The sequence below is a fragment of the Bacillus sp. MM2020_4 genome (genome assembly GCF_011250555.1).
Taxonomy (GTDB): Bacteria; Bacillota; Bacilli; order Bacillales; family Cytobacillaceae; genus Neobacillus.
On record NZ_JAANMZ010000039.1, the window covers coordinates 26,563 to 46,063 of the forward strand.

General features: G+C 37.8%; 17 protein-coding genes. 10 read left to right on the forward strand and 7 right to left on the reverse strand.

From position 1 onward, the window contains the following. Nucleotides 1–115: 115 nt before the first annotated feature. From G6554_RS19580 to G6554_RS19590, 3 genes are all read right to left on the reverse strand, one after another. Complete coding sequence (locus G6554_RS19580; RefSeq protein WP_166244917.1) at nucleotides 116–1,576, reverse strand: HAMP domain-containing sensor histidine kinase; 1,461 nt, start codon at nucleotides 1,574–1,576, stop codon at nucleotides 116–118. After that, nucleotides 1,557–2,261, reverse strand: coding sequence for a response regulator transcription factor (locus tag G6554_RS19585; RefSeq protein ID WP_166244919.1), 705 nt, complete (start codon nucleotides 2,259–2,261; stop codon nucleotides 1,557–1,559). The genes G6554_RS19580 and G6554_RS19585 overlap by 20 nt, the downstream gene beginning before the upstream one ends. An 83-nt stretch (nucleotides 2,262–2,344) precedes the next feature. Then, nucleotides 2,345–3,118 (reverse strand): DUF6448 family protein, encoded by a 774-nt coding sequence (locus G6554_RS19590; protein ID WP_166244921.1) that lies wholly within the window; start codon nucleotides 3,116–3,118, stop codon nucleotides 2,345–2,347. A gap of 237 nt (nucleotides 3,119–3,355) precedes the next feature. On the opposite strand from G6554_RS19590, the gene G6554_RS19595 reads away from it, so the two are divergent. The 7 genes from G6554_RS19595 to G6554_RS19625 all read left to right on the forward strand — a co-directional run bounded on the left by G6554_RS19595 (nucleotide 3,356) and on the right by G6554_RS19625 (nucleotide 11,256). Continuing rightward, nucleotides 3,356–3,736, forward strand: a complete 381-nt coding sequence (locus G6554_RS19595; RefSeq protein WP_166244923.1) for a BlaI/MecI/CopY family transcriptional regulator — start codon at nucleotides 3,356–3,358, stop codon at nucleotides 3,734–3,736. 17 nt (nucleotides 3,737–3,753) lie between these two features. Next, a complete protein-coding gene (locus tag G6554_RS19600) occupies nucleotides 3,754–5,538 on the forward strand; it encodes a M56 family metallopeptidase (RefSeq protein WP_166244925.1) in 1,785 nt (594 codons plus the stop codon). 148 nt (nucleotides 5,539–5,686) lie between these two features. Further along, the gene (gene nagZ, locus G6554_RS19605) at nucleotides 5,687–7,429 is read left to right on the forward strand and encodes a beta-N-acetylhexosaminidase (RefSeq protein ID WP_166244927.1); all 1,743 of its coding nucleotides are present in this window, start codon (nucleotides 5,687–5,689) and stop codon (nucleotides 7,427–7,429) included. 477 nt (nucleotides 7,430–7,906) lie between these two features. After that, a complete protein-coding gene (locus G6554_RS19610; RefSeq protein ID WP_166244929.1) occupies nucleotides 7,907–8,194 on the forward strand; it encodes a hypothetical protein in 288 nt (95 codons plus the stop codon). A gap of 68 nt (nucleotides 8,195–8,262) precedes the next feature. Continuing rightward, complete coding sequence (locus G6554_RS19615) at nucleotides 8,263–8,973, forward strand: response regulator transcription factor (protein WP_166244931.1); 711 nt, start codon at nucleotides 8,263–8,265, stop codon at nucleotides 8,971–8,973. Then, a complete protein-coding gene (locus G6554_RS19620; protein ID WP_166244933.1) occupies nucleotides 8,973–10,013 on the forward strand; it encodes a sensor histidine kinase in 1,041 nt (346 codons plus the stop codon). The genes G6554_RS19615 and G6554_RS19620 overlap by 1 nt, the downstream gene beginning before the upstream one ends. A gap of 13 nt (nucleotides 10,014–10,026) precedes the next feature. Next, nucleotides 10,027–11,256, forward strand: a complete 1,230-nt coding sequence (locus G6554_RS19625) for a molybdopterin-dependent oxidoreductase (protein WP_166244935.1) — start codon at nucleotides 10,027–10,029, stop codon at nucleotides 11,254–11,256. A gap of 193 nt (nucleotides 11,257–11,449) precedes the next feature. Here G6554_RS19625 and G6554_RS19630 read toward each other — a convergent pair whose 3' ends face one another. The 3 genes from G6554_RS19630 to G6554_RS19640 all read right to left on the reverse strand — a co-directional run bounded on the left by G6554_RS19630 (nucleotide 11,450) and on the right by G6554_RS19640 (nucleotide 13,557). After that, entirely contained in the window at nucleotides 11,450–11,956 is a 507-nt protein-coding gene (locus tag G6554_RS19630) for a redoxin domain-containing protein (RefSeq protein WP_166244937.1), read from the reverse strand. Between the two features lie 178 nt (nucleotides 11,957–12,134). Beyond that, nucleotides 12,135–12,785 carry a peroxiredoxin-like family protein gene (locus G6554_RS19635; protein ID WP_166244939.1) on the reverse strand — a complete coding sequence of 217 codons (651 nt, stop codon included), beginning with the start codon at nucleotides 12,783–12,785 and terminating at the stop codon, nucleotides 12,135–12,137. A 328-nt stretch (nucleotides 12,786–13,113) separates the two neighbouring features. After that, on the reverse strand, nucleotides 13,114–13,557 hold the full coding sequence (locus G6554_RS19640; RefSeq protein ID WP_166244940.1) for a carboxymuconolactone decarboxylase family protein: 444 nt from the start codon (nucleotides 13,555–13,557) through the stop codon (nucleotides 13,114–13,116). A gap of 439 nt (nucleotides 13,558–13,996) precedes the next feature. Here G6554_RS19640 and G6554_RS19645 point away from each other — a divergent pair, with 439 nt between their 5' ends. Then, nucleotides 13,997–14,698, forward strand: a complete 702-nt coding sequence (locus G6554_RS19645) for a Crp/Fnr family transcriptional regulator (RefSeq protein WP_166244942.1) — start codon at nucleotides 13,997–13,999, stop codon at nucleotides 14,696–14,698. Nucleotides 14,699–15,132: 434 nt separating this feature from the next. Here G6554_RS19645 and G6554_RS19650 read toward each other — a convergent pair whose 3' ends face one another. Continuing rightward, complete coding sequence (locus tag G6554_RS19650; RefSeq protein WP_166244944.1) at nucleotides 15,133–15,654, reverse strand: DinB family protein; 522 nt, start codon at nucleotides 15,652–15,654, stop codon at nucleotides 15,133–15,135. A gap of 1,752 nt (nucleotides 15,655–17,406) precedes the next feature. Here G6554_RS19650 and vanR point away from each other — a divergent pair. Both vanR and G6554_RS19660 read left to right on the forward strand, forming a co-directional pair. After that, the gene (vanR, locus tag G6554_RS19655; protein ID WP_166244946.1) at nucleotides 17,407–18,102 is read left to right on the forward strand and encodes a vancomycin resistance response regulator transcription factor, VanR-F/VanR-M family; all 696 of its coding nucleotides are present in this window, start codon (nucleotides 17,407–17,409) and stop codon (nucleotides 18,100–18,102) included. Continuing rightward, nucleotides 18,095–19,198, forward strand: a complete 1,104-nt coding sequence (locus G6554_RS19660; RefSeq protein WP_166244958.1) for a sensor histidine kinase — start codon at nucleotides 18,095–18,097, stop codon at nucleotides 19,196–19,198. The genes vanR and G6554_RS19660 overlap by 8 nt, the downstream gene beginning before the upstream one ends. Nucleotides 19,199–19,501 lie beyond the last annotated feature (303 nt).

Below are 19,501 nucleotides of genomic sequence, written 5' to 3' on the forward strand. Positions count from 1 at the left end.
GAAAACTTATCTTATTATAATAAAAAAGCCTCTTCCTCAAGAAGAAGCTTCCTATTATGTTCTTAGCCTAGCACTGGAACCACCGCCATCTTAATAAGGTCACTTGCAATGGTAATTAAAGTTCCAGCAGTGATATTCTTTTTAAACTGAAACTAAAGATAGAGCCTTGATTTGGCGTACTTTCCGCCCAAACTTTTCCATCTAAACGGTCCATTATTTCTTTGACTAAGGATAACCCCAAACCCGCCCCTTCTTTCGAAGACGGACTAACGGAATTAATTTTATAAAATCTTTTCCAAACCTGTGGAAGTTCACCGGGTGGAATCCCAACCCCTGTATCGATGACATGCACATGGACTTCATCTTCGTGGATTACGACCTTTACGGTAATTTCCCCACCCTCAGGCGTAAAACGGATTGCGTTCGTGATGTAGTTAATCAGAACTTGTTCAATTAAGTCCTCGTCCCCCAAAACGGCAGGTACATATTCCGGCACAGCCGACCTTAAAGAAAGTGCACGATCCTCGGCTAACGATTCAAGATTGATGACGATGCGGTCGATCATTTCGGAAAGATGTAATTCCTTTTTATGAAACTTCATTTGCCCTGATTCCATTTTTGATAAATCTAGGAGACCATTGACCAATCTTTGCAGTCTCAGGGTCTCTTTTAGCGTAATTCTAAGGTATCGATTTTCTTGTTCTTCGCTGGTTACCATACCATCCAATAGGGCTTCAAGGTATCCGCGGACTGATGTCAAAGGGGTTCGAAGTTCATGAGAGGCATTTGCGACAAATTCTCTTTGCATTCTTTCCATTGCCGCCATTTTATTCTTCTCATGTTCCAGATCCCTTAGTGATGTATCAAGCGTCCTCATCATCTTATTGAAGGTTCCAGCTAATATCCCTATTTCATCGGATGAATGTACTTTGGCTTGTTTTGTAAAATTCCCATTGATCATTTCCAACGAGCTTTTCGTTATTTCCTTTATAGGTTTGGTAATCGACTGAGAGATAAAAAAACTTACAACCGCTACGATGACAATCGAAATAATTCCGGCAAACATCACGATTTGCAATGTCTGAATTATACTATCTGTAATCTCAGAAAGGGGATTACAGACAAAAACAGCTCCCGCCACTTGACTCCCCGCATAGATCGGTACGGCGACTGTAAGGACAGGACCCTCAACATATTTTACCGTCCCTTGATTCGCAACAACTTCCCCTTTAAGTGCCCGCTCTAATTGATTCGTTCTCGGGTGTAAATGATTGAAATTCTTCTGTCCCTCCAAGCCGTTAATCAGTTTTCCGTCCTTATTCACGATCCACATTTGTGAGCTATTTATTTTATTATAATAATGGATAATTTCATTACTTCGTGTAAAGTCTTGATTCATGATATATGGACTTATACTACCGGCCATTTTCTCACCTTGGGCAATCATTTGCTGTTCTTTTACACCAAAATAATAGCTTTTAAAAAAAAGGTAGAAAAAAAAGCTAACGACGACAATGCTAAGAAGAGTCACAATTACATAGGTTTTCAGAAGCTTACTAAAGAGGCTTTTCTTCATTACGTACCACCTCAAATTTATAGCCCACTCCCCATACCGTTTGCAGATACGTATAAGGCTGTCCACTCTCAATCTTTCGCCGCAGCCGTTTCATATGGGTATCAACTGTGCGAGAATCCCCAAGATACGCATATCCCCAAACTTTATCCAACAAATGTTCTCGAATAAATACTTTGCCAGGATGGCTAGCAAGGAGCCATAACAGTTCTACTTCTTTAGGCGTGCTTACGATTTTTGCTCCATCTACGACAATTTCATACTTTTCCATATCAATCACAAGGTTGGGAAATTCCAGTCGATTGTTAGCCTGTTCATCTGGTTGCGACCTTCGCAAAATGGCCTTAATTCTAGCGACAACTTCTCCCGGAGAGAACGGTTTCGTGACATAGTCATCTCCTCCAATTGTTAATCCAAGGATTTTATCGGACTCTTCTCCCTTTGCAGAAAGCATCATAATCGGTGTATTCATCGTCAGCCTTAGTTCCTTTGCTACTTGCCAGCCATCTTTAAAGGGAAGCATGATATCAAGGATGATTAAATCCGGCTTAAAATGATGGGCCAGTGTCAATGCGCTCACACCATCCGCTGCTGTCTGTACTTCAAAATCTTCTGCCTTTAAGTACAATTCAAGTAAATCGGATACATTTTCCTCATCATCTACCACCAGAATCCTTTTTTTATCCATTGGAATTCCCTCCATTTTAGATGTAACTTAGCATTGTTCAGAAAAAAAGTACTTGATTTGTATCAAGTACTAGGGGTATTTCCTTATTTTGAATGCTCCCGATGATAGGCAATAGCAAAGATTAGCGTTGTCACAAAGAGGATGGCTGCGACACTCCATGGGATTAACGGTAAAGTACCAGCTCCCTTTTGGCTGTCTTCCTCGTGGATTTGTTTACTTACATCTGCACTAGCGTGTTGATCGCCTGCATGTGCATCCTCTTTGCTCTGTTCAGTATGACCGGTTTCATGCCCCTCTTCTTCCCCTTCAGCAAAATGGAAGAAGCTCACGTAAGATTCAATATATTCTCTTCCGGCCGATACATTATTAACATCATAATCTTTTAAAGAAAGGACTTTATCCAAGCGCTCTTGAAGTTCAGGGAGCTGATCTTGAGGGACAAGTTTTTCTAAAGGCGATAAATTCCCGACTTCAATACTCTTGTCCGCAGCGGCTACCTTTTCATCAATCGGAGTACCATGGGGTTTTACACCCGTATACGCCGCACCCTCTCCCGCCCGATGAATTCTGATTAGATTCTCAAATAAGTACTGATCGGCGACCTCTTGGGCTTCAGGGCTTGCATTTCTCACTTTCATTGTAAGCGCAAAGATCTGGGACATTTCTTTTTCATCCTCTGGCTGGACCCACTTTAAAATATAGCTGGGATTATTCGATTCCAGTGCTTTATGTGCGTCTCCCACCACAGGCCCATCCATCGTATCGCAATGCGCACTAGCCATTGTCGGCACGATGGCTAAAATAACTAAAGCCATTAGCAGCGCCCCTATAAATTTTGACCTTTTGACCCTTTTCATCTATATTGCCTCCTCATAAAATATTACCCAAGTCCATTTTTAGCTTGCTTGAGTATATTTTTATAATAGAAAGCAAATTTGTCCTTCATAGGGACTATTTGTGAACTTTTTCGTCCAAGGTGTCTAAAGAAAAGTGCCTTTTTGTGCATTTTTTTTCTAGGAAAAATATATGTTGACAACATCATCCTACAAGTGTAGTCTGAAGTTCAGATTACACTTGTAGGATGGTGAAGTAAGATGAAGAAAGCGGATTGCAAAATATCTGATGCAGAGTGGATCGTCATGAAGGTTCTATGGGAGGAAGCTCCATTAACATCTGCGAAGATTATAGAGGCAGTTAGTTCTATCAAGACATGGAGCCCGAAAACCATTCATTCCTTAATAAGCAGACTGGTAAAAAAAGGAGCATTAGGTGTGAATAAGGAGATGCCTCAGTATGAGTTTTATCCATTGGTGGATAAAAGAGACTGCATACTGGAAGAAACAAGGTCGTTTATCCAAAAGGTATACGATGGTTCTCTCCACCTTATGCTCGCCAATTTTATTAAGGATGAGAAGATTTCTGAAAAGGAATTAGAAGAACTTCAAAGATTGCTTGATGAAAAAATTAACGAGTAAAAGGCAGGTATTGATGCATGGTTTTATCTGCAGTATTTAAAGAAGTCTTATTACTGTCACTTATGGGTAGTATTTTAGCTTTAGGAATACTTGCTATTAAGGCTATTTTTAGACAAAGGCTTAGCGCAAGGCTTCATTATTATATATGGATTATGCTTGTCCTTAGGCTAATACTGCCAATAGGCATTCAAAGTCATATAAGCTTGCTGAATTTTATTCCAAATGAGCAGAAGAACCTTGATACTCATCTTATAGCAGAGCAATATATTCCTAACATACTATCAACCAGTACGATTAAAACCGAAAATGCACCGTCTAAAGAAGACAGCAAGGCATTAGCTGACCCAGGTATTAAAGGAGCTATTTTTAATTATGATACGGCAGCAATACTGTGGATAATAGGTGTTTCATCAGCTTTACTGTATATGCTATGCGTAAATATTTTGATGATAGCTAAATTGAAAAAGTGTTCAATCTGTCATAAAGAAGACGTAATTGAAATTCTTGAAGCAGAAAAATCAAGGCTTAACATAAATTCGAAGGTAAAAATTATTTATAGCAATTTCTCGAAATCACCTGCAGTTTACGGGATGATACGTCCTAAAATTTTAATTCCAGAGGACCTTATAGACAAATTAACCCCGGAAGAGTTTAGGTTTGTGTTCAGCCATGAATTAACTCATATTAAGAACCAGGATTTAGCGGTAAACACCTTGCTTATGTTTGTTAAAGCCATACATTGGTTCAATCCCTTAATCTGGTTTTCACTTAACCAGGTAAAACAAGATTGCGAAATCGCTTGTGATGCGGCTGTCCTCCAAACTTTAAAGACAGAAGAAGTCAAAAAATACGGTCAGACTATGATCAACATGCTTAGATTATTCTCTGAAAAAAAGACCATTACTGGGACATTAGGATATGCAAGTAAATACAATAAGAGGCGAATTATTATGATTACAGGATTTAAAAAAAGTTCGGCATTATGTGCCGCTTTAGCTGTATTTCTTACAATTATGGTAGGTTGCTCAAGCACCATTAAACAAGAAAGTTCAGAGGTTAGCCCAAATAATAACAGCAGCACAAATACTTCTACTTCATCAGTGGATAAAACAACTCAAGATGAATCATCACAAAGCAATTCAGAACAAGACAATACAAGCCAAGCATCACAAAGCAATGCAGAGCAAGATAATACAAGCCAAGCATCACAAAGCAATGTAAAACAAGATAATACAAGCCAAGCATCACAAAGCAATGCAGGACAAGACAATACAAGCCATGCCCCAGCATCGAATGACAATTCCGCTGCTTCATCATCTAATGAGGGTATTCAGCGACAGCTTCTCTCTACTATCATGCAATTGGCAAAGCAAGGGAAAATCATAAATTCGGAGTTTCCTGTTAAAACTACTGTTATAGAAGACGCAGAGAAAAAGCTAGGAGAGCCGGATAAGGTTGATTGGGTGCCTAGTGCTAAAGGGAATTATGCTGTATTTTCGAAACACAATGTGGTATTTGGTTTCAACAAAGGGGAGCGTATTTTTGAGGCGAGATCCTTTGATAAGAAATTAAATGAATTATCACTTTCTATGGTGAAGAAAGTATATGGAACTCCGGCATATGATGTAAAGAGTAATGGTGAGGAAATTATAGGATATATTGCAAGTTCGGAATACAAGATCTTGTTAGTATTTCCTCAGCCTTCGAATAGCCATCAGAACCCGGTAATGGACCACTATTCCGTACTTTACCCTAAGGGGACCTTTAATAATATGTCAAACGATCCGGGAAGACAATGGTGATAAAATATGAAACAAAAAAGGATTGACTATTGAAAACGAGTTTCGTTATAAGGTGCAAACTTTATAATTGACGCTTAAATAGAGGATGAAATCATAATGGTTTCATCCTTTTTTATGATAAAGACTAGGTTAGAAAGGGGAACTGGAAATGAAAAGACAAAGGAATTCTCGGAATAAATTACTTGTTTTGACAATTCTACTTCTACTGTTGGCCTTAATCATTGGAGCTTATTATGCAATAAAAGCAAATCATAGCGAACAAACGCCAGTGAAAGATCGCCCCATTATAACTAATCCTCCCGATAAGAATATAGTGGATTCGAACAAGGATCAGACCTCAAGTCTTAAGAGATTGGTAAAAGAAACGTTTGCCTTGTCTAAGGATGGTAAGGTTCCGAACATTTCCTTCATTTCCGGCAAAACAGAATGGAAGGAAGTAAATCAAGAGTGGGGAAAATCAGACCAAATTTCGGAGACTGCTAAAGGCAGGTATGAGGAGTACGAAAGTCATCACGCTTCAATCGGCTATACCAATAATACTGTGATTGATATCCGATCTTATGATTCAGAACTACAAAATATTTCTTTAAATGAAATTAAGAAATATGGTGGAGAACCCGATGCCATTCGATACTATAAAGATTCAACTCATAACCAAATGATACTTGTCTATCATGCAACTACTTCTGCTGATTTATTGTGGGTTTTACCAATAAAAACAGAGCAGGAGCCAAATCCTAAAGTTGACCATATCTCACTCTTAACGCAGCTGGAAAAGGCACCCATTCAACAAGAAAATCAAACTATTTCAGAAGCCATTTCTAAAATGAGCTTAGAAGATAAAATTGGCCAAATGATTCTTGCTGGAATTTCCGGAACCACGATGGATACAAACACAAAAAAGTTACTAAGCCAATACCATGTCGGAGGAATTATTTTTTACAAAAATAATTTAGAAACTCCTGCACAAACCGTTCAGCTTATAAACCAACTGAAAAAGGGAAATAGTTCGAATCTACCGCTTTTTTTAGGCACTGACCAAGAGGGAGGAAGAGTAACAAGATTGCCAGGTGGTCTTGTAAACTTTCCTCCAAATACACAGATTGGAAAGGTAAATAGTCCTCAGTTTTCTTATAAAGTTGGAACACTTTTAGGTCAGGAAGTAAATGAATTTGGTTTAAATCTCGATTTTGCTCCTGTTCTTGATATTAACAGCAATCCCAATAACCCCGTAATCGGTGATCGATCCTTTGGAGATAATCCGGAAGTAGTAAGTGAACTTGGGATTCAAACGATGAAAGGAATTCAATCGCAAAACATCATCTCTACCGTTAAGCATTTTCCCGGTCACGGAGATACGTCGGTTGATTCCCATCTGGAGCTCCCAATTGTAAATAAGAGTCTTGAAGAGCTTAAGAAACTAGAGTTAATTCCTTTTGAACGTGCGATTGATCGTGGAGCTGATGTTGTGATGGTTGCCCATATCTTATTGCCTCAATTAGATCAAACTAATCCAGCGTCCATGTCAAAAGCTGTCATGACGGATCTTCTTAGAAAACAACTTGGTTTCACGGGAGTCATCATAACGGACGATATGACAATGGGGGCCATTACCGAACATTTTGATATTGGCAAAGCAGCGGTGGAATCAGTAAAGGCAGGAAGCGATATTATTTTAGTAGGGCATGACTATAATAATGTTGTGAAAATTGTTTCCTCTCTAAAAACTGCCGTTCAAAATGGGGAAATTTCAGTACAAAGAGTAAATGAAGGTATAGAAAGAATTATTCAACTAAAAAAGAAATATAACCTTAAAGATGCGACTGTAGAAAGTGCTAACATAAATGAACTAAATCGCTCCATCAATAGTCTTCTGGAGTCTATAAAATAGTTTGTGGGTAATAGGATTACTTCTTTCACAATCGGATTCTTATCTATAGTAGCGAGGTGTGTAAGCACATCAACAATTAATCCCTAGTTAACCTGCTCGTTCATATTATAAGGTTGGCCAGTATGCTAAATATTTCTGGTTGACCTTATTTATTTTGGTCTTATTATATCAGTAGCCAGGGTAGAACGTAACTGTCCATGGGCTTCGGCCCTGACAGTAGTAATAGTTTCATACCAAAGAAACATATCCAGAATGAATTATTAGTTTAGTATAATATCCCCTAAATATATTGTAGACATTTGTCAAATTTCTTAGATTGTTTATTTGAAAAATGTAGCAAGCATGTGCGGGAATCCGTGTGGGTTAGATATTTTTAATCAATGAAATTTGTAAGACTTATTTAATATTTTGTTATGCTCCATGTAAGATGTGTTTTTTATGATTAGACATATCAAAAAAAACAAAGGAGAGAACAACATGAAAAATATAAAAGTATTAGGTATGACGATGGCTACGGTAGGATTGTTATTTCTAGCGGCGTGTGGAAATGGAGATATGGGTGATTCAAAATCAGGTGAAATGAATCAAAGTGAAATGAAGGAAGACATGGATAACAATAATAGCAAGGACAAAGGGGAAATGATGGATCAGAAAGAGGAAATGAGCAACAAAGATGCCATGGACAAGGACGAAATGATGGATTCCGACAAGGGGATGGATTCGAGTAAAGAAATGAAGAGCAAGGAGAAAATGGAGACGAAATAGGATAGCTTATTACTTTCCCCCTCAGCATGATAAAATGAAGGAAAATGGTTTAAAGGGGTGAGTCTCATTTGGAAAAGCGAATTTTACTTGTGGATGATGAGCCTTCGATTTTGGATGTTTGTAAGCGGTATTTGGAGCGCGAGGGCTTCCTTGTTTGGACCGCAAAGAACGGGAAAGAAGCCATTGAATTATGGGAAAATGTTGATTTTACACTTATCATTTTAGATTTAATGATGCCTGTTATGGATGGCTGGAAAGTCTGTGAGGCCATTCGAGAAAGTGATGATATTCCAATTATTTTCTTAACAGCTAAAGGTGAGGAATATGATCGTTTGGTTGGTCTGACCATTGGAGCAAATGATTATATAACCAAGCCTTTTAATCCAAGAGAACTAGTCCTGAGAGTCAATAGCATTTGTCGCCTATTGGAATACCGAAACAATTCCCACGTAACCGATCGGGATCAATCTTCCCTGATTACAACCGCTCCTTTCACGATAAACGTGGTCAATCGGGAAGTTTTTTTGAATCAAAGCCAAATCGATTTAACGATGAAAGAATTTGATTTGCTTTACCTGCTTGCTTCACACCCCAAGCAGGTATTTTCGCGCACGCAGCTTCTTTACCAGGTCTGGCAAACAGAATTTGACGGTGATACTACCACTGTTACCGTTCATATCAGAAGATTACGAGAGAAAGTGGAAGAAAATCCTTCCTCGCCTAAATTTATTCTAACCGTTTGGGGTATTGGCTATAAATTTATGCCATGTGAAGGCTAATGAGGATCAAGTGGATTTTTCTCATTGCTAATAGTGTTAGTGTCCTTATCATGTTTACATTCTTGTTCATTAGTTATTTGTATATGGTTTTACCTAATAAGGTGATCATGTGGTTATCGCTCATTACGATTTTTTCATCGATCCTCTCGAGCTTTATCCATTACTTATTTACGAAACCAATTGAAAGCTCTATTCAGTTACTCACGATGCAGTCGCAACAAATTGCGAAAAGAAAATTTGCCGGATCTCTTCCTGAAGAAGGACCAACAGAGATAAAAGAACTTACGAGACACTTTAATATTATGAATACACAGTTGGATGAGGCATTTCTTCAAATTAAAAAGTCAGAGGCATCTCGAAGACAATTAGTGGCTAATATATCTCATGACCTGCGAACGCCGATGTCATCTATCAAGGCCTTCGTAACTGCAATTGAGGATGGAGTGGTTGAGGACGAAGAAACCTTCCAACGTTATTTAAAAACCATTTTACTGGAGACGGAAAGAATGGACCAGCTTATTAAACAGCTCTTTCAGCTTTCTCTGTTAGATTCAGGAGCCATTAAGCTTAAGAAAGAACGAATCCATGTTGATGAATTATTGCTTTCCGTACTACAGCACGAGCAAATCCATTTAGAAAAAAAGAACTTAGAAATAATTACTGACCTTCCTAAACAGATCCCTACCATTTATGTAGATGTTTCCTATTTTCAAAAATTACTCTTTAATCTTTTAGATAATGCCATCAGGTTTTCTGAAGTAAATGGAACTATTATGATCAAAGTGTGCCTACCTTCGGATCAAATGCTTGAAATTTCCATTTGTGATTATGGTGAGGGAATCTCTAGTGTTGAGCTTCCACATATTTTTGAAAGGACCTATCGTGTGGAAAAGTCACGTAATCAACAGTTTGGAGGGGCTGGCCTGGGGTTAGCCATAGCAAAAACGATTGTGGAAAGTCATGACGGCACTATTCATGTGACAAGTGAGATTGAAAAAGGGAGTACGTTTACTGTCACGATCCCCATTATTAAATGTTAGGTTGGTGTTAGGGATGAATTATAGACTTTTTTTTCAAAGGAAGTTGAATTTCGGCAAAAGACTGATTCGACTACATTATTCTAATGCCATTTTATTTCTAGTATTAAGTGTAACAGGTTTGATCCTTTTTTCATCTTCCTTTCGTTCCATTTTTCCATCCGTCAGAGTATGGATTAGGGATCTTCATATTTGGCTAGGAGTCATTCTTTGTCTACCATTACTATTTTATCTTCCTAAGATGAAGAAGCATCTTAGGACCCTTCAAAAAAAGGAAAAGAATCGCCGCAATCTCTATCGAATTTTTACCATCTTACTGCTATTGATTGTTTCAGGTTTTTTGTTAACCTTTCATAGACAATTTCCCCCGTATATTAGTTCCTTGTCATTGTTCGTCCATGATATCACCACATGGATGGGGGTCCCATATGCTATCTATCACAGTATTACCCGCAGTAAATGGTTTAATCGAATAGGGAAAGGAAAACAACCAGAAAACATTTTACAGAAGCCTTTCATCATGGATGACCTGAACCCCATTTATAAAAGAAGAACCTTTCTAAAAGTGTTAAGTGGGAGCCTAATCGCAATTACCTTTTTACCAGGCTTCACCAAATGGTTAAAGTCGTATCTCCCTGCAAAGGTGAAAACTGGTATAACAGGTGGTAATCAATTAACACCATTGCCCGAACCCGCTCCCAATTCCTCCCCCCCTATTGGAGGTGGTAAGAAGGGGGAATTTCGGTATTATACCGTTACAGAAGCTCCTTATTTAACCAATGAGAATTGGAATTTGACGATTGACGGTCTAGTTGAAACGAAGAAACAGTTTCATTGGAGTGAATTTGTTCAACTTCAGCGGGATGTACAAGTAAGTGATTTCCATTGTGTAACAGGCTGGAGTGTTTATAATATCACATGGGAAGGTATCCCATTAAAGAAGTTTCTTGAGAATGCAGGTATTAAAAAAGAGGCAAAATATGTAAAATTTTATTCAGCTGACGGCGCATACACCGATACCTTAACCATAAAGCAAGCCATTGAGGAGGATATAATGGTCGCAATGTTGTTAGATGGAAAATTGATTGATCACCAAAATGGCGGTCCTGTTCGATTAATCGTCCCGAAAATGTACGCTTACAAATCCGTTAAATGGTTAAACCGGATTGAACTCATTAAAGATAAACATATTGGCTACTGGGAAAAACGTGGATACTCAGAAAATGCCTGGGTTGGAAAAATATAAAGATGCTGCCATCCATCATTTTTCTCCTCCCTCCTTGTTTGCATACAGCGTCAATGCCGGATTCTTTGCCAGTGGCATTGGCGCTGCGTGTGATTGTTGGCCATCCACAATGCCACTGATAAAATGAATGTTGCCTTTTTTGTAAGCCGTTGATGGGGCATATTCATGCCTCTTTTTAAGCAACTCCTAAATGTTAAGCTTTAAGTTTCTTTTTGATCCATTGAACAATTTTTCGGAGCTCTGTTGCTGTTGGGCGACCAAATGGGCTTGTTTGCTTTTGTTGATAAAGCAAGCTGCCCTCTTCATCTGTTAAGAAGTATGCAGGTTCGCCGTGAGCACCGTGGTCCTCATAGAGATCATTATCATTATGGTAAAAGACATCATAAGCTTTTAAAAAGTTTAAATCCTGATCAAACAGAACAGGGAATGTAAAATTATGATTTTCAACCATTTGGTTCAAATTATCAAGGTTATCTGTAGAAACAACTGTAAAATACACACCCTTGCTTTCAAAATAACCTTTGTTTTTCTCTAGTTCTTTTAGATCTTCCACACATACAGGGCACCAAGAACCTCTAAAATAGATGACTAGGTGCCAGCCTTTATTATCATGACGAAAAGATTCGAAATCATATTGGAAACCGGACGTAGAGGGGAGTTCAAAGTTAGGAACTTTATCTCCTAAATTAAATTTATTCACAAAAAGACCTCCTAAAGTAATTTATATATTTATTTGAAATTAAGTTACTATTATTATAAAGATATCAATTAGACTACTGTGGGCGAACCCTTTAATGCATTTTTCAAAGCTTCTTTAATTGAGCACTGATTTCCTCCGGATCCATTTATCTTATACGGTTTTTGAGAGCCAACGCGCGTTACAGTTTTCTTAGTTCCCACAAAATTTCTTCCGGGCTTTGACGCTGCATGAAATTCGGATTGACATAGGAGGAGCGAATATTGGCGCTCTCATCAATCATGAAAGTAGCTGGAACCGGCAAAACCCATTTCGAGATATTGTTGTACTCTGCAAGATCCAGTCCGATACCTTCCATGACTTCCCTTACTCCCGACGGAACATCGAAGAGCAGATTGTACTTGGCCGTTACCAAGCCGTAAGGATCGCTAAGGACTTGAAATTTCAATCCTTCCTTTTCCTGAAGGGATAACGAATGATCCGGCTTTTGCGGGCTAATCGCTATAAGCTGCGCCCCCATCGCTTGGATTTCCGGCAATATCTGCTGGTAAGCCTTTAATTGCATATTGCAAAAAGGACACCATCCTCCGCGATAGAAGACCAGCACAACCGGCCCTTTCGCAAGCTCTTCAAATAAAATTACATCCCCGCCTAGTGCGTTTGTTAATTTAAAGTCCACCGCCTTTTCGCCTGGTTGCTTCCCGGAAGCGATCCCCGATTTCTGAAGTTCCTCAATCATTTGACCGATCTTGAACTGCGCTTCAATCGGTGAATTGGCCTTAAACTGTTGTGCGGCTACTTCCAGCTGTTCGGATAAATTTTGGTTGATCATCGTTTTAAAACCTCCAATATCGAATGATAGCTTGATTATAATTCTAAGAAAATCGAAGTTATGTAATGTAGTTTACAGTTCTCCATTTTATTTTTGAAAGTGTGAACAACGGTGGACAATATCATTTCAATTGGATCACCAAAAATACTGTGGTCCAAATCCTGGAGTCCGCGCAGGAGGGACTTTATTTCGTCATGAAGGGCATGCATAGTCTTTTTCTTTTTAAGTAAAATACACAAAAATGTACCCTATAAAGTAGTCCTTTTTCAAAGTGTCTACTCTATAGGGTACATTTTATATACACACCCGACGGTCCTTTTATGAGTTATTATTTTTCAATTGCTGTTTGCCCCATTGCAATAGCCATTCTATTCCAAGTGTTAATTTGATTAATGATTAGAACAAGGTCAACATACTGTTTTTCGTCATAGTGGTTACGCACTCGTTGATAAAGCTGATCTGGCACACGTTTTGTCGGGATTAATGTTACGTGCTCTGTCAATTCTAAAGCTACTTTTTCTGCTTCTGTGTAAAATTCACACTCTTCCCAAGCACTAATACAATATATTCTTTCTTCTGTTTCACCCATTTTCAGGGCATCTGTTGTGTGCATATACATACAAAGTGGACAGCCGTTAATTTGTGAAGCACGAAGTCTAATAAGTTCACGGAGTTTACGGTCTATACCTGTAGTTGCCGTATACTTATCCAACTTCCCAATGATGTCAAATGCTTCTGGTGCTACATGGTAATAATCAATTCTTTGTGTCAATGTTATTTCCTCCTTAATACGTTTATTCAATTCAATAAATAATTGATTTGAATAGCATGATTATAATTCTAAAAAAATCGAAGGACTGTAATGCAGTTTACAGTTCTCCATTTTATATTTGAAATTGTGTAAAACGGCAAAACAATGTAATGTAGATTACAGATGCCCATTCAGTTAGCATGTTAACCTGTAAACTAAACCACCAAGTACCATTGAGTTATCAGTCAATTTTATTTTGTCTTGGATGGCAGGAGGAAATTCGCTCAATTAATAAAATAAGGATACAAACTTGAAAGGAGAATATAGCTGAAGATTCTCGTTTTAGGTGGAACAGCGTTTTTCGGTCGCCGGTTAGTCCAAATATTACTCTGGAATGCCAAGATGTGACCATTGAAACAAGAGGTCAGAGACCGGATGATTGGGAGGAACGATATATCCGATGAACAAGCTTTGGTATTTATCGCAAATAAGTATTTTTGAAGAAATGTCGCAAGAAGAAATGAGAGAGATCGATAAGCTAGATACCATCCATCATATCAATTGGATTACAAAAAACACAGTGATCCAAACCCCGGAGTCCGCGCGCGAGGGACTCTATTTCGTCAAGGAGGGCAAGCTTAGACTCTATAAACTGAACGACAACGGAAAACAGTTCACTCTTGGTATTCTTACAAGAGGAAATATATTCGGAGAGTTTAATTCCTTCTCATTCGGAACCAGGAGAGTTTATATTGAAACGATGGAATCGTCGCTTCTTTGCACCATGTCCGAGCCTCAGTTCGAACGGCTGATGATCAATCGGCCTCAGCTCGCGCTCAAATTTCTTAAAGCACTAAGTGAACGGTTAAAAGAGCGGGAGGATCAATTGGAACAGCTTGCGCTTCATGGTCTTAGAAAACGCGTTCTCCATCTCCTTTCCACACTGAGCGCGAAATTCGGCGTCATTCAAGACGGATATGCGTTGATCGATCTGCCGCTTTCCCATCAAGAGATTGCCAATATGATCGGTGCTAGCCGCGAAGCAGTCAGTAGCGTGATGAGCGAGCTTGCCAAGGAGGGCGTCGTTAAGACATCACGCCTGTCTGTTCAACTTGCTGTTACAATACTTGAAGAAAATATTCCTCGAAACTCTACACATTGATATGCCAAGACCACCGGATTTCCGATGGTCTTGGCTTTTACTTAAGTGCAGCATTAGAATTTATCAAGACCTAAATTGTAAAAAGTCTTAAAAATAAAGGGCGATATATATTAGACATGACTAATATGTATCGCCCTATTACTTCATCTTATTGATGTTGTACTTTCCTTAATTATTATTCCCCTTGTTCACAATCATACCTATATTTTAACATATATATCCAGTTTGCTTTGGAAGTTGTTGTTCAATAATCTGGCAAGATTCAAAAAGGGCAACCTCTTAATTATAGAAGTGCGCCCTTTAATGAAATAACTACACCACTTGATTTATCTATTAATGGGAATATAAGCAAACGATTCTCAAACATCAATGATTGATTTTATAATTATCTAAAGCCATTCCGTTCATTCAAGATGGATTATAGTTCCCTCCCTTTAGCACTTATCATTTCGTAAATCCCGAAGCATTTGAAAAATTTGACCTCTATGATGCGATTCATGTTCAATCAAATGGTAAACACCCCACTCAGGTGTGACGTCATAATGTTCAAGTACTCTCGGTTTACGCCAATCGGTTAAGTCCATTAAACGAAAGTGAGAAAGAAATATTTCGCGTACCTTATTAAGGCGATAAAAATGTTCCTCTATACTTTCTCCCTCAAAGTGAGTTAAATTGCCGTCAGTTCGATGTTCTAAAGGAAATAATGCGCTAATTTCAGGATCCCAATCAGTTCCCAGTACTTCTACATATAACCAATCTGCCTCGATCAATGCTATGTGATACAAAAGTGTCCCAATTGATTGTCTTTCGCCTAATCTTCTGTCAATTAAGCTTTGGCTGATTCCAGTTAATTCAGTTACAAGAGTACATCGAACATCCTCTAGACACCATAGCCATCTTCCAATCTCTTCTTCATACTCTGGTAATGAAGTCACCAGTAAAGTTCTTCTCTCCAACAAGATCAACCTCCTCTAATTAAAATACTTACATTCTATTAAAAATGGATGTATCCTTCTTTTAAATAAAAATATTCCACAATCTGGCTCGATTGTTTAATAAGAGCTACGGTCGATTCTTCCACTAAACTGACTGTTGTTGAAGAATTTCCACAAAAATAAGCGTTAATTCATAAAATAAGCGTTAATCCTTCTTAAATCAACTCACCAGTTGGTTCAATAAGCAGGATGAGTAGGTGCTAAAAGTGACCCTCATGATTTACACCTTATTCCTCATAATCTGTACGTAGCGGTGTTGCATATAGGTTAATAAATAATAGGTAAACAGGATACAGAATGACAGACCCATAAATCAGAAGGCTAAATCTTGGGAAAAGTGTTACTCCTGCATTAATAGGAAAAACAACAGGGAAAAAAGAGAAACAAAGAATAAAATATGGTAACCACAAAAGGAGTGACAAATAGCTGTATTTTCTACCTAGAGTCCATTTTTTTGTTAAGTAAATGAAGAAAATGGTCGAAAGTAGGAGTCCTATAACATTAATAACAGCAATTATTAAGTAAACATTATCCCATTTCCAGCCAGTTAACCTACTAATATGCGATACATTTACTATGAGTTCTATTGCTATAAACAACGCCAAAGCGTTTAAGATACTAATCGTATTTAACTTTATAAAAAACTTCACCATATACCTCCCTAATTATGAAACAGCACCATCTCTAGTTAAGTTCATTATTCAATTATAATCGTTCTTAAAGTATCCTGCATCGTTTGTTCAATAAAGAATTAAACGTTCCCCAAAATAACTAAAGAGTTCCGTTTTCGGGTGAATTCTTAATAAATGACACAAGAATGGACGTATGAATTGGCATACGTCTTTTCCTTTATTTATCAACGCTTCTACGAAATATCATTAACATTGACATTGCAATTGACATCATTATTATGATGGACAATATGTATTGTATAATTAATAAAGATGGTCAAAATTTCTGTCATTAGCAGTGCCGATGATTTTTTATGCTGGTTGATGGAACAATGCTGATTCCTTATCTAGGATCAAAAGGGTCCGCACTTATCAGTTAGGGGATCAGGTTAAGACCCCCTAACTGATAAATAAACGGAAGAATTTCGCCTAATTGGTAACTTTTATTAAAAAGGGCTGAAATAGATGGAGAGATTCCGCCTATTGACTCGAAGAATTCAAAAATGGGGGATTTTGCTGTGCATAAGCGGAAAAGCTCCCCTTATTTACCCCTAAACATGCTCCATTCTGCATTTAACCGGAAATTCTCTGCTTATTTACTTTTGCTAATTCCGAGATAAGGGAGCAGATATCATATTTAAAAGATTATGATGAAACGCATCACAAGTAAAGTGAGATTATATTTAAAAAAGGTTTTTGTCTTCTCGCCAATTACGGCGAGTTTTACTTTTTTATATACCAATCATGATGCCAATACAGCATTCATTTCGGCACGTATTATTAGAAATGCACCTCAAAACGAAACCCTTTACAAAATAACACATCCATTTTTTGTCCCATAAATACATTCATTAAATCTTTTATTATCATATATCGCAATCGGGCCATATTCTTGAAAAAGACAAGGAAATAATAGAATATACTATAGTAGAACCGATTTATTTAACATTCCAGCTAGATGAGTCTTTGGGGGAATTTTCGTTAGGATATTCAATGTGGATAATCATCCACTGAATGTATCGATAAAATAGGAGGAGAATAGATGAAACCGATATCTATTTTAATAGCGGATGATGAACAGGAGATTGCTGATCTGATTGCCATCCATGTAGAGAAAGAGGGGTACCATGTTATTAAAGTATCTGATGGTCAAGAAGCGCTGCAAGTTATCCAGTCCCAACCTATTGATTTGCTTATCTTAGATATTATGATGCCTAGAATGGATGGATACGAACTCACCAGCCTGATTCGAAAACAGCATAATATGCCGATTATATTTGTAAGTGCCAAAACTTCTGATTTCGATAAGGTTCAGGGACTCGTGATAGGGGCAGATGATTATATGACCAAACCATTTACCCCTATTGAATTGGTTGCACGTGTCAATGCGCAATTAAGACGCTTTATGAAGCTAAATCAACCCCAAAATGATCATCATTCTTTACTAGAATTTGGCGGCTTAGTTATTTCACCTGAGCAGCGTACCGTTACGTTATATGGCGAAAATATTGAGTTAACTCCTAAAGAATTTGATATTTTGTATTTACTGTCCAGCCATCCAAAGAAAGTATACAGTGCGGAAAATATCTTCCAGCAAGTTTGGGGAGATGCCTATTATGAAAGTGGAAATACCGTTATGGTACATATACGTACGTTACGTAAAAAATTGAAAGAAGATGCCCGAAAAAACACATGGATCAAAACGGTATGGGGCGTCGGGTATGCATTCAATGGGTAAGGCTGTACGCAGTTTTCGATCCATGATGGTTCTATTATTTGGCTTAAGTATGCTGCTATCAGGAACCATCACCTATTTAATCTTTAAGGGACTCCAATTTTATTATCATACATACGTCCAATTCGGTGAAACACTATTTTTTTATCGGCAAATCTTGAAAGATACCGGCGATATTAATTTCTTTTTACTGATCTTTATCCCCCTTTCCTTCCTGTTCTTTTATTTATTTACAAAGCGTTATTCAATGTATTTCAAGGAGATTTCCACTGGTATTCGCTATCTTGCTCAGGGGGATTTCACCTATCGCGTTCAACTGAAATCGAATGATGAATTTGAACAGATTGCCAGGGATATTAATCAGACGAGTGAAAAGTTACAAGAAGCGATAGCAAGAGGAGATTTCTCGGAAAGCAGCAAGGAACAGTTAGTCGTCAATTTAGCACATGATTTACGTACACCTCTGACCTCTGTTTTAGGATATTTGGATTTAATTCTGAAAGAAAATGATTTGACGGAAGAACAAGTTAGACATTTTTTAACGATTGCCTTTACCAAATCTCAGCGTTTAGAAAAGCTTATTGATGAATTATTTGAAATAACAAGAATGAACTATGGGATGTTACCCATTGAACAAAAACAAGTGAATATAAGTGAGCTGCTTTTTCAGCTAAACGAGGAATTATTTCCGATTTTTGAAAAAAGTAATTTGACCGTTCGCATGAATATTTCGCCTGATTTACTGATTTTAGGTGACGGCGACTTGTTAGCACGTGTGTTTGAAAATATTCTAACCAATGCCACTTATTATGGAGATGATGGTCAATTTATCGATATGAATGGCTATATGGAAGCAGAAGAAGTGGTTGTCCAGATCATTAATTATGGAGATTATATACCAGAAGAAGACCTGCCCCATCTGTTCGATATGTTTTATACGGGTGACAAGGCAAGAACGGATCAAAAGGATAGTACAGGTTTAGGTCTATTTATTGCGAAGAACATTGTAGAGCAGCATAACGGAAAGATACATGCTGAAAGTAATGTCATACGAACCATGTTTGAAATCCGTTTTCCACAGGAGATTGAACAGATGTAACCGCCAAGGAAGATGACACAATTATTGCTCATATAAGTGAAACACTTAACTGGAGACTAGGTTAATAACAAAGGTCAATTTCAATGGAAGCTTTATGAACGTTATTCACTTATTAACCCAGCCAAAATGTTTTGGTAATTAATAAATGCTGATTATGGCAGTATTTTATAAAAGCAAAAAGAGCCGAAATAGACAAATATTGCATATCTTAGGCTCTTTATTTTAATTACTTATTGTGTTAAACAGCAAATATTTATAAATACGAAGGTGAAATTAGTTATCAGAATCCTTCTACCCTTATAT

Excerpts from the sequence above, each read along its gene's own strand:
- G6554_RS19635 (WP_166244939.1), bottom strand. The coding sequence starts at position 12,785 with ATGATCAACCAAAATTTATCCGAACAGCTGGAAGTAGCCGCACAACAG.
- G6554_RS19645 (WP_166244942.1), top strand. The coding sequence starts at position 13,997 with ATGAACAAGCTTTGGTATTTATCGCAAATAAGTATTTTTGAAGAAATG.
- G6554_RS19585 (WP_166244919.1), bottom strand. The coding sequence starts at position 2,261 with ATGGATAAAAAAAGGATTCTGGTGGTAGATGATGAGGAAAATGTATCC.
- G6554_RS19580 (WP_166244917.1), bottom strand. The coding sequence starts at position 1,576 with ATGAAGAAAAGCCTCTTTAGTAAGCTTCTGAAAACCTATGTAATTGTG.
- nagZ (WP_166244927.1), top strand. The coding sequence starts at position 5,687 with ATGAAAAGACAAAGGAATTCTCGGAATAAATTACTTGTTTTGACAATT.
- G6554_RS19610 (WP_166244929.1), top strand. The coding sequence starts at position 7,907 with ATGAAAAATATAAAAGTATTAGGTATGACGATGGCTACGGTAGGATTG.
- G6554_RS19590 (WP_166244921.1), bottom strand. The coding sequence starts at position 3,118 with ATGAAAAGGGTCAAAAGGTCAAAATTTATAGGGGCGCTGCTAATGGCT.
- vanR (WP_166244946.1), top strand. The coding sequence starts at position 17,407 with ATGAAACCGATATCTATTTTAATAGCGGATGATGAACAGGAGATTGCT.
- G6554_RS19625 (WP_166244935.1), top strand. The coding sequence starts at position 10,027 with ATGAATTATAGACTTTTTTTTCAAAGGAAGTTGAATTTCGGCAAAAGA.
- G6554_RS19620 (WP_166244933.1), top strand. The coding sequence starts at position 8,973 with ATGAGGATCAAGTGGATTTTTCTCATTGCTAATAGTGTTAGTGTCCTT.
- G6554_RS19660 (WP_166244958.1), top strand. The coding sequence starts at position 18,095 with ATGGGTAAGGCTGTACGCAGTTTTCGATCCATGATGGTTCTATTATTT.
- G6554_RS19595 (WP_166244923.1), top strand. The coding sequence starts at position 3,356 with ATGAAGAAAGCGGATTGCAAAATATCTGATGCAGAGTGGATCGTCATG.
- G6554_RS19600 (WP_166244925.1), top strand. The coding sequence starts at position 3,754 with ATGGTTTTATCTGCAGTATTTAAAGAAGTCTTATTACTGTCACTTATG.